At 57.2% G+C, this 3,599-nt stretch carries 1 rRNA gene; it reads right to left on the bottom strand.

Going from position 1 to position 3,599, the window contains the following annotated elements:
• Nucleotides 1-71: 71 nt before the first annotated feature.
• Nucleotides 72-3,231 (bottom strand): 23S ribosomal RNA (locus Q0858_RS21460).
• Nucleotides 3,232-3,599: the final 368 nt, after the last annotated feature.

The following is a 3,599-nucleotide window of genomic DNA, read 5'->3' as shown; positions in this document are numbered from 1 at the left end:
TTGCTCAGTGACCGTCAGTTGCTCCACCGTTCCCCATGACTGGGGGTTCGTGGTGGGTCTCGTGGCGGGTGGGTGGCAAGTCCTCGGCCTATTAGTACCGGTCGGCTGGGCATCACTGCTGTACACCTCCGGCCTATCAACCCAGTGGTCTGCTGGGGGCCTTACCCCCTCAAGGGGGTGGGAAACCTCATCTCGAAACGTGCTTCCCGCTTAGATGCATTCAGCGGTTATCACTCCCGAACGTAGCCAACCAGCCGTGCCCCTGGCGGGACAACTGGCACACCAGAGGTTCGTCCATCCCGGTCCTCTCGTACTAGGGACAGCCTTTCTCAAGTTTCCAACGCGCGCGGCGGATAGGGACCGAACTGTCTCACGACGTTCTAAACCCAGCTCGCGTGCCGCTTTAATGGGCGAACAGCCCAACCCTTGGGACCTACTCCGGCCCCAGGATGCGACGAGCCGACATCGAGGTGCCAAACCATCCCGTCGATATGGACTCTTGGGGAAGATCAGCCTGTTATCCCCGGGGTACCTTTTATCCGTTGAGCGACGCCGCTTCCACTTGCCAGCGCCGGATCACTAGTTCCGACTTTCGTCCCTGCTCGACACGTCCGTCTCACAGTCAAGCTCCCTTGTGCACTTACACTCGCCACCTGATTGCCAACCAGGCTGAGGGAACCTTTGAGCGCCTCCGTTACATTTTAGGAGGCAACCGCCCCAGTTAAACTACCCATCAGGCACTGTCCCTGATCCGGATCACGGACCGAGGTTAGACATCTAGTCACATCAGAGTGGTATTTCAACGTTGACTCCACACACACTGGCGTGTGCACTTCACAGTCTCCCACCTATCCTACACAAATGCGACCAAACACCAATACCAAACTATAGTAAAGGTCCCGGGGTCTTTCCGTCCTGCCGCGCGTAACGAGCATCTTTACTCGTACTGCAATTTCGCCGAGTCCACGGTTGAGACAGCGCCCAAGTCGTTACTCCATTCGTGCAGGTCGGAACTTACCCGACAAGGAATTTCGCTACCTTAGGATGGTTATAGTTACCACCGCCGTTTACTGGGGCTTAAATTCTCCGCTTCGGCATTGCTGCCTAACAGGTCCTCTTAACCTTCCAGCACCGGGCAGGAGTCAGTCCGTATACATCGTCTTACGACTTCGCACGGACCTGTGTTTTTAGTAAACAGTCGCTTGGGCCTGGTCTCTGCGGCCATCACCGCTACCCCACGCAAGGTGGTTCACGGATCCGGCCCCCCTTCTCCCGAAGTTACGGGGGCATTTTGCCGAGTTCCTTAACCATGGTTGTCTCGATCGCCTCGGTATTCTCTACCTGATCACCTGAGTCGGTTTGGGGTACGGGCGGCTCATAGCTCGCTAGAGGTTTTTCTTGACAGCACAGGATCATCGACTTCCCCCATACGGGGTCCCCATCAGGTCTCAAGACCGCACTCGAAGTGCCACCTCCCGGATTTGCCTAGGAGGATCCCTACACCCTTAGCCACAGACAACCATCGCTGTGGATCGACTACCTACCTGCGTCACCCCATCGCTTGACTACTACCGGATCGGGTCATGCGCTCCACCCCCATGCGCATCCTCCCGAAGGAGAACACACGTATTGGAGGCTTCGGGCACTTAGCATCACCGGCCTCGTCATGGGCGCTACTTCGCCGGTACGGGAATATCAACCCGTTGTCCATCGACTACGCCTGTCGGCCTCGCCTTAGGTCCCGACTTACCCAGGGAAGATTAGCTTGACCCTGGAACCCTTGATCAATCGGCGCACGTGTTTCTCACACGTGATTCGCTACTCATGCCTGCATTCTCACTCGTGTGGCGTCCACACCTGGATCACTCCGGCGCTTCACCCCCCACACGACGCTCCCCTACCCATCCACACCTACCCTTACGGGCCCCCATCCAAGGGGCGTGCGAATGCCATAGCTTCGGCGGATGACTTGAGCCCCGCTACATTGTCGGCGCGGAATCACTTGACCAGTGAGCTATTACGCACTCTTTCAAGGATGGCTGCTTCCAAGCCAACCTCCTGGTTGTCACTGCAACTCCACATCCTTTTCCACTGAGTCACCACTTAGGGGCCTTAGCTGATGATCTGGGCTGTTTCCCTCTCGACCACGGAGCTTATCCCCCGCAGTCTCACTGCCGCGCTCTCACTTACACCCATTCGGAGTTTGGTTAACGTCAGTAACCTGGTCGGGCCCATCGGCTATCCAGTGCTCTACCTGGCGCAAGAAACACGCGACGCTGCACCTAAATGCATTTCGGGGAGAACCAGCTATCACGAAGTTTGATTGGCCTTTCACCCCTATCCACAGGTCATCCCCTCCATTTTCAACTGAAGTGGGTTCGGTCCTCCACGCGGTCTTACCCACGCTTCAACCTGCCCATGGATAGATCACTTCGCTTCGGGTCCAGACCCGGCGACTCAACCAGCACAAGGCCAGTAACGCCCTCTTCGGACTCGCTTTCGCTACGGCTACCCCACACGGGTTAACCTCGCCACCGAGCACTGACTCGCAGGCTCATTCTTCAAAAGGCACGCCATCACCCCCACCAGCAAGCTGGCATAAGGCTCTGACGGATTGTAGGCGCACGGTTTCAGGTACTATTTCACTCCCCGCCAGGGGTACTTTTCACCTTTCCCTCACGGTACTTGTCCGCTATCGGTCACCAAGAAGTATTTAGGCTTGACGGGTGGTCCCGCCAGATTCACGCAGGATTTCACGAGTCCCACGCTACTCGGGGACACGCCCAACGGAGCCCATCGCTTACGCCTACGGGACTATCACCCACTACGGCACGGCTTCCCAACCGACTTCGACCTCACGATGAGTTTCTTACTCCGCACCAGCACGGCAGCACTGGTCAGACGACCCCACAACCCCCACACCGCAACCCCTGCCGGGTATCACACGAATGCAGGTTTAGCCTGTTCCGCTTTCGCTCGCCACTACTCACGGAATCACTATTGTCTTCTCTTCCTATGGGTACTGAGATGTTTCACTTCCCCACGTTCCCTCCGACTGCCCTATTTCATTCAGACAGCGGTAACACCACATGACTGGTGCTGGGTTTCCCCATTCGGACACCCCTGGATCACAGCTCGGTTGCCAGCTCCCCAGGGCTTATCGCAGGCTCCCACGTCCTTCATCGGCTCTTGGTGCCAAGGCATCCACCATGCGCCCCTCATAACTTGCCACACCCCCCACCACCACCAACCCCAGACCCGAAGGACCAGAACAGCTGACAGCGAAGGGAGTGCCACACGCCACGAGAAACACCACAAACAATAAAACAACCAACAATCACAAGAACAAACACACCACCCACACACACGTCGAAACGACACGTGCGACAAGGGCAGTGCGTGTACTCGAACAAACATCACATAAAAAACAAGATGCTCGCGTCCACTCTGCAGTTCTCAACCACCACACCCACCCATCCCGACCCCCACCCACACAGGGCGAGGACAGCCGATGAGAGGCACCCCCCAACAATCAGGGGGCTGAACCAACACACTCCGTTCACACGGGGCGTGTTGCCTCAGGACCCAACAGTGCGCCA

Source organism: uncultured Nocardioides sp. (genome assembly GCF_947489365.1).
Taxonomy (GTDB): Bacteria; Actinomycetota; Actinomycetes; order Propionibacteriales; family Nocardioidaceae; genus Nocardioides.
The sequence above is the reverse complement of the archived record's forward strand: the minus strand, read 5'-3'. Positions and strand labels throughout refer to the sequence as shown.